General features: G+C 36.4%; 7 protein-coding genes. 3 read left to right on the top strand and 4 right to left on the bottom strand.

Annotation, left to right across the window (positions count from 1 at the left end; all coding sequences use genetic code 11):
• Nucleotides 1-64: 64 nt before the first annotated feature.
• Complete coding sequence (locus OZD61_RS01705; RefSeq protein ID WP_274979621.1) at nucleotides 65-1,006, bottom strand: hypothetical protein; 942 nt, start codon at nucleotides 1,004-1,006, stop codon at nucleotides 65-67.
• Nucleotides 1,007-1,117: 111 nt separating this feature from the next.
• Nucleotides 1,118-1,660 (bottom strand): CDP-diacylglycerol--glycerol-3-phosphate 3-phosphatidyltransferase, encoded by a 543-nt coding sequence (pgsA, locus tag OZD61_RS01700; protein WP_274979620.1) that lies wholly within the window; start codon nucleotides 1,658-1,660, stop codon nucleotides 1,118-1,120.
• 134 nt (nucleotides 1,661-1,794) lie between these two features.
• On the opposite strand from pgsA, the gene OZD61_RS01695 reads away from it, so the two are divergent.
• A complete protein-coding gene (locus tag OZD61_RS01695) occupies nucleotides 1,795-3,117 on the top strand; it encodes a malic enzyme-like NAD(P)-binding protein (protein ID WP_274979622.1) in 1,323 nt (440 codons plus the stop codon).
• A gap of 14 nt (nucleotides 3,118-3,131) precedes the next feature.
• Here the strand turns inward: OZD61_RS01695 and OZD61_RS01690 are convergent, their stop codons facing one another.
• Nucleotides 3,132-4,058, bottom strand: coding sequence for a P44/Msp2 family outer membrane protein (locus tag OZD61_RS01690; RefSeq protein WP_274979619.1), 927 nt, complete (start codon nucleotides 4,056-4,058; stop codon nucleotides 3,132-3,134).
• A gap of 111 nt (nucleotides 4,059-4,169) precedes the next feature.
• Between OZD61_RS01690 and OZD61_RS01685 the strand changes: the two genes are divergently transcribed.
• Both OZD61_RS01685 and grxD read left to right on the top strand, forming a co-directional pair.
• Nucleotides 4,170-4,388, top strand: a complete 219-nt coding sequence (locus tag OZD61_RS01685) for a BolA/IbaG family iron-sulfur metabolism protein (protein WP_274979617.1) — start codon at nucleotides 4,170-4,172, stop codon at nucleotides 4,386-4,388.
• A 15-nt stretch (nucleotides 4,389-4,403) separates the two neighbouring features.
• Entirely contained in the window at nucleotides 4,404-4,727 is a 324-nt protein-coding gene (grxD, locus tag OZD61_RS01680) for a Grx4 family monothiol glutaredoxin (protein ID WP_274979616.1), read from the top strand.
• 194 nt (nucleotides 4,728-4,921) lie between these two features.
• Here the strand turns inward: grxD and fumC are convergent, their stop codons facing one another.
• Complete coding sequence (gene fumC, locus OZD61_RS01675) at nucleotides 4,922-6,316, bottom strand: class II fumarate hydratase (protein WP_274979615.1); 1,395 nt, start codon at nucleotides 6,314-6,316, stop codon at nucleotides 4,922-4,924.
• Nucleotides 6,317-6,577 lie beyond the last annotated feature (261 nt).

Here is a 6,577-nt window from a genome sequence, read left to right as displayed (position 1 = left end):
TAGATATACCTCTTTCTTAACTATGCTTATTTTACCTCATATTTTCGAGATCCTTAACAGGTTCTTAGGCAATAGCCGGTCCTTCTTCTCTATAACTACGATCAGAACTACCTGCATTTCTTGATTCACCTCGTCCTTCCACTTTTGGATCTTTCAGCGTCTTGCTGTAGGAATGTATAGTTAATACCTGTACAACCATAAAAAGTGCAATACCTATCAAGCCTAAAGTAGGTCCAACAGCAGGATTTAAGGACGATGCTAATGCTATTAACATTATCCTTCTTATTAAAAATACAGAAGAACCAGCAAGCGCCAATCCGGCTACAGACATATTGCTAGTTTTCTTGCTAGATTTCTCATCAAGATCAAACTTTTCTGTTTCCTTTTTCTTATTTTTTTCATGCTTATCAATATAAGAAACAAGAGTTGCAAGAAAGGCAATTGCATTGGCAAGAAATAAAATTGCATTCTCCGATGCTTCAAGTGAAGATGTTTCACCCATTATCATACCTACAATAACCAGTGCAGTTGTTATAGCCTCAATATAGATCAAACACTGACCTATATCAGAAATATTGTGCTCTTTTTCCTTTACTTCCTCTCCATTTTCAATATTCTTCAACTCTCGTTCTTTTTGTGCTATTTTCCTATTATTGTAAATTAAATATAGCGTACAAATAAGAGATAGGACCATGAAAGGTAACATAGTGTGGCTTAGCGCGCCACTTATCACGCCAAGTAATACCTGATCGCTACATATTTTTTCCAGTTCAATAGCCATAAATAATGCAAATGGAACCACTGTTACCAATGATGCACATTGTCTATATAGTTCTCTTTTTTTTAGTGTTAATAGTTCTTGTTCTAGCCTTTCTCTTTTGACTTCTTTATCAACTGTTGGCCAAAAATCCCAAAAAAACTCTTCTAATGGTTCAAAATCTCTTTTTTTCTTATTCTTTCCTGGAACCTTTTTGGTAGAAGAAAATTTGCCACTAGGTATTTTCATAATATTAACCTAATTAGTTGTAAGTTAATACAATTATACACCTTTTTGCTTTCTGAGTCAATATCACTAAGATATTAACTACTCCTGTCTATTAACTATTTCCTAGGAGATTTAATCAATCTGTTTGATGCCGGCTAGGATATAATTATAGCCTGACCACATAGTTATAATAGCTGCAACCCATAAACAAATCGCACCTGTATATTGAATCATATAATAATCGTTCATTGTTAGCGCTACTACAGCAACCATCTGTAGAAACGTTTTAATTTTTCCAGCTTTGCTTACAGGTAGACTAACATTTGTAGCTATCAGAAACTCCCGTAAACCCGAAACTAATATCTCCCGACAGATGATGATAATCGACGGTACTATTGTAAAATCATTTATCTTTTGCTTATAAATTAGCATAATTATCGTTGAAACCACTATTAATTTATCAGCAATTGGATCAAATAGCTTGCCAAACTTTGATTGGACTTTCCACGCACGCGCCAGGTAACCATCAAAAAAATCCGTAATGCATGCAAACATAAAGATTGATATTGTTATCAGGCTTGCGTATTTATTTTCTATATAAAAACTTAATATTATGGCTGGTATTGCAAGTGCACGAGAAATTGTAAGCAAATTAGGCACGTTTTTCTTAAGCATGTAATACCATTCTACGTAGTAGGTAAACTTATACAGAAGTACACCAGAGTTCACAAGTTAATAGTTTACAATTGAACATTCATAAAAACTCCATATACTTAAAAAATACAAGCTTAAAATATAAGGATGTAATGATGAACGATGATTTGGATAGTACCACAAAACAAGAGGCACTTAAGTATCACAGTAGAGGTGGTAAACCTGGTAAAATTTCAATCATGCCAACAAAACCTTTATCTACCCAGTATGATTTGTCACTTGCTTATTCCCCTGGCGTTGCAGCTCCGTGTCTTGAAATAGCTAAAAATCCTGAGGTTGTTTATGATTATACGGCAAAAAGCAACTGTGTTGCTGTCATTTCAAATGGTACTGCAGTGCTTGGACTTGGTAATATTGGTCCTCTTGCTTCAAAACCGGTCATGGAAGGCAAAGCTGTTTTATTTAAGCGTTTTGCTGATATTGATGCAGTAGATATAGAAGTTGATACAGAAAATATAGAAGATTTCATCAATGCAGTAAGATATCTTGGACCAAGTTGGGGAGGAATAAATTTAGAAGATATAAGATCTCCCGATTGTTTTATAATAGAGAAACGCCTGAATGAACTGATGGATATTCCAGTGTTCCATGACGACCAGCATGGAACTGCGGTGGTTGTTGCAGCTGGCATAGAAAATGCTCTTGATATTGTCGGAAAGAAATTAGAGGACGTTAAGATCATTATGAATGGAGCTGGAGCAGCCGGTATTGCATGTTTAGAAATAATAAAGTCCATGGGCGCTAAAAATATAGTGCTGTGCGATAAGCAGGGAGTAATATACAAAGGTAGAAACGAGGACATGAATGAGTGGAAGGAAAAGTATGCAATTGATACTTCCGAACGTTCTCTACTTGATACAATAAAAGGCGCTGATGTATTCATCGGACTATCTGCAAAAGATGTGTTAAATGAAGAGATGTTAAAGAGTATGGGCAAAGACCCGATTATTTTTGCTCTTGCCAATCCCGATCCAGAAGTAAGGCCTGAGTTTGCAAAATCTGTAAGGCCAGATGCAATAATTGCAACTGGTAGGTCAGATTACAACAACCAAGTCAACAACGTAATGGGTTTTCCTTACATATTTAGAGGGGCGCTTGATGTACATGCAGCAACAATAAATGATGAAATGAAAATTGCAGCTGCAGATGCAATAGCAAAGCTTGCCCGTGAGCCAGTACCAGGTGAGATATCTGCAGTCTATGGCGGTCGTAAAATGAGCTACGGACGTGAATATATAATACCTATTCCATTTGACCCAAGATTAATTTCTATAGTATCTCCTGCTGTTGCAAAAGCTGCAGTTGATTCAGGTGTTGCAAGAAAGGCAATACAAGATTGGAGTAAATATGAAAATCAATTAAAATCTCGTCTTTCTAATGTTCTCAGCACGCTGAATTTACTATCTTCACATATGTAATTTATTGGATAAAGTTAAAAGTGATAAACCAATCCAAACTCTAAGCCATATATGCCAAACCTATTGGTAATGGTTGCAGTTGTTGATTCAACACGTGCAGTTTCATCAACTTTACTTCCTCCACCGGCAGGAGTATATCCTTCACCAGCTAGTATCTTTATTCCTGGTACAATATCTTTAAATTGGTTATCAAGGATACCAAAATAGCGTAAACCAGCAAATGCTTGAGTTTGTGCTGTAAGTTGGTGATTGATACCAAGTTTTGCTTGGTAAGCCAAGGCATATCTGGTTTTTCCTAGAAATTTAACCCTAGTTACACCTGCACCAATACCAACATATGGGGTGAATGGCATTTTTGCTATATTAAAATCACGATATACATTGACCATTCCAGCTAAGTTATTAAAACCTTCATTTTTCATCTTAAATGCAGCTCTGAACTCTGCTTCAACACTACAATTTTCTTGAATGTGAATATCAACCTTTCCACTTCTCCAAGGTGAATTGCATTCCGCTCCAGTAGACGCATCATTGTGACGACGAAGTTCAATATATCTTGCTTTTTTCTTATCTGAATAATCTTCATCATATAAGTTAGTCTGAGAATATAAGCCTTCAAACTCAACTCTCATATTTTTGAATAAATATCCTATTGCAGCACTACCGGCAAAACCTGGAACATATTTAGGACTGTATCCAGCTTCAATTCGCTCCTTCTTATTAAAACTAAAAACCCCCTCTGTTATATTGTCACCTGCATCTTCTTTTCCTTCTAGAGAACCTATTGCATTGAAGAATGCTCCAAAATAGTTAGCTTTGATGTAAACATCCTCTAAGTTATTTATTTTACCATCGTAAGATAAGCACCTAAATGAAAAAGTTAGCAAAACCAATAGATATGTGAATTTAAATCTTTCGCCCACCACAAAGCCTCCCTGCATAATTTGTCATTCCACTATTATAGTATGCTTCTATTTTTTATGATAGCAACTTTTTATTGCGCTCAATCGTTTTAGATTTATAATGAAAGTATTGTAATTTAAAGCAAATCAATGACTATTGCAATTCACGAATTAGAGAGGATCATCAAACAATCGTTCCCCGACGCTGATATAAGGATTCATGATCTTGCTGGAGATGATGACCATTATCATTTAAAAATAAACTCCAAGTGTTTTCTTGGAAAGACAAAAATAGAACAGCATAAAATGGTATATAAAGCTCTGGAAGGTCAGTCTATACACGCCTTGCAACTGGAAACTAATACTTAAAAATAAGGTGAATTTATGAGCAATTTTGAACAAATAAAAAAAGATATAACAGAAAATGATGTGGTATTGTATATGAAAGGCACTTCTGATTTTCCTCAATGCGGATTCTCTGGACTCGTCGTGTCAATCCTAAAAAAATTGAACGTGAAGTTTAAGTATATTAACGTGTTGGAGAATGATGAAATACGTGAATCTATAAAAAAGTTTTCTGATTGGCCAACAATTCCACAATTATATATAAAGGAAGAGTTTATTGGTGGTTGCGACATCACTCGCGAGATGTACGAAAAAGGCGAACTGCAAAGTTTATTGAAGGAAAGAAAAATTATTGCGGAATAAGTACCAAGAAACCAGTGCCCAGACGCTGGATAACGTAGTATAGCTATGAAAAAGGATCTTATGTCTTAAACCGTATCCGTTCAGGGGAGCGGCAAAATAAGGTAGACAAAGCAAGATAATAATGTTGATGTTAACACTATTGTCAAGTTTACTGGCCTTTCTATTAGTGAGACTGAAGAATTAAGTGTGAGCGGTTACAAATAATTTACCATTTCTTCTGGTTTCACTATCCTTTCAAACTCTTCCTCAGTGAGCAGTTGAAGTTTTGCTGCTGCTTCTTTTAGAGTGATATTTTCTTTATAAGCAAGCTTCGCTATTTTTGCTGCATTGTCGTACCCTATATGCGTATTTAATATAGTGACCAACATCAACGACTGATTCAGTAAATCTTTTATCCTCTCTTCATTTGCTTTAATACCAACTACACATTTTTCTGTAAAACTTAAACTTGCGTCAGCTAAAAGTCTTATAGACTGCAAAACATTGTAAATTATCACTGGCTTAAACACATTCAATTCAAAATGACCGTTTGAACCACTAATGGTTACAGCAACATGATTTCCCATAACTTGAGTGCATACCATAGTCACCGCTTCACACTGGGTTGGATTCACTTTACCTGGCATAATTGAAGAACCAGGCTCATTTTCCGGTAACATTATTTCCCCAATTCCGCATCTTGGACCAGAACCAAGCAACCTTATATCATTTGCAATTTTCATTAAACTGACTGCTACTGTATTGAGTGTTCCACTGAGCTCAACTAAAGCATCATTTGCCGCTAGCGCTTCAAATTTATTGCCTGCTGAAGTAAATGGAAGGTTAGTAATTTCTGCAACTTGGCTTGAAAAATCTTCAGCAAAACCCTTTTTAGTATTGAGTCCCGTGCCAACTGCAGTGCCACCTTGTGCAAGCTCATATATATCACTTAAAGTTGATTTTACTCTCTCTATCCCCTTTTTAATCTGGACTGCATAGCCAGAGAACTCCTGTCCTAGTGTTAGGGGCGTTGCATCTTGCAGATGAGTACGTCCTACTTTTATTATATCTTTAAATTCCTGAACCTTATTATCCAGGACCTTATGCAATTTTTCAAGATTTGGAATAAGCAAGCGGTTTATCTGGTCTGCTGCTGCTATATGCATTGCTGTTGGAAAGGTGTCATTTGACGACTGACCATAATTCACATGATCATTTGGATGTATCGGAGATTTACTACCCAAATTACCACCTAAAATCTCTATTGCGCGATTGCTGATCACTTCATTCATATTCATATTAGTCTGCGTTCCGGATCCGGTTTGCCAAACAACAAGCGGAAATTCATTATTAAATTTGCCATCTATTACTTCCTTTGCGGCTGCGCAGATTGCGTCCCCTACCTTATTATCTATGCTACCCTGCTTCATGTTAACATGTGCTGCTGCAAGTTTTACTATTGCTAATGCTTTAATCAGAGGCTCTGGCATTTTTTCTGTGCCAATCTTAAAATTTTCTAAAGAACGCTGAGTCTGCGCTCCCCAGTAATGTTCACTTGGTACTTTTACTTCCCCTAAGCTGTCTGATTCTATTCTCGTCCTTCTATCCATATTTTCCTCCTGGTGTTATGCAAACTGGTTCACTACATAATTTTTTCATGCCTACTTCTTGGTTAATTAAATCATACTAGATCCAAGTAGTCAAGTGTACGAACATTGCAATTTTCAGGTAACTTGCATGGTAGATGTACAACTGTACGAACATTGTCTAGCAGGAGGGTGTCATCCCAGCGCCCCTATGATGTCATCCCAGTGCCTGACACTGGGATGGCTTTGTTGCATAGGAACTGAAAAAATCTGGTGGCTACTGAC

Source organism: Wolbachia endosymbiont of Drosophila bocki, assembly GCF_028982005.1.
Taxonomy (GTDB): domain Bacteria; phylum Pseudomonadota; class Alphaproteobacteria; order Rickettsiales; family Anaplasmataceae; genus Wolbachia; species Wolbachia pipientis.
This window is presented reverse-complemented; position numbering and strand designations above follow the sequence as displayed.

What these genes read in the sequence shown, in the direction of transcription:
- OZD61_RS01705 (WP_274979621.1), bottom strand. Translation starts at nt 1,006, where the DNA reads ATGAAAATACCTAGTGGCAAATTTTCTTCTACCAAAAAGGTTCCAGGA.
- pgsA (WP_274979620.1), bottom strand. Translation starts at nt 1,660, where the DNA reads ATGCTTAAGAAAAACGTGCCTAATTTGCTTACAATTTCTCGTGCACTT.
- OZD61_RS01695 (WP_274979622.1), top strand. Translation starts at nt 1,795, where the DNA reads ATGAACGATGATTTGGATAGTACCACAAAACAAGAGGCACTTAAGTAT.
- OZD61_RS01690 (WP_274979619.1), bottom strand. Translation starts at nt 4,058, where the DNA reads ATGCAGGGAGGCTTTGTGGTGGGCGAAAGATTTAAATTCACATATCTA.
- OZD61_RS01685 (WP_274979617.1), top strand. Translation starts at nt 4,170, where the DNA reads ATGACTATTGCAATTCACGAATTAGAGAGGATCATCAAACAATCGTTC.
- grxD (WP_274979616.1), top strand. Translation starts at nt 4,404, where the DNA reads ATGAGCAATTTTGAACAAATAAAAAAAGATATAACAGAAAATGATGTG.
- fumC (WP_274979615.1), bottom strand. Translation starts at nt 6,316, where the DNA reads ATGGATAGAAGGACGAGAATAGAATCAGACAGCTTAGGGGAAGTAAAA.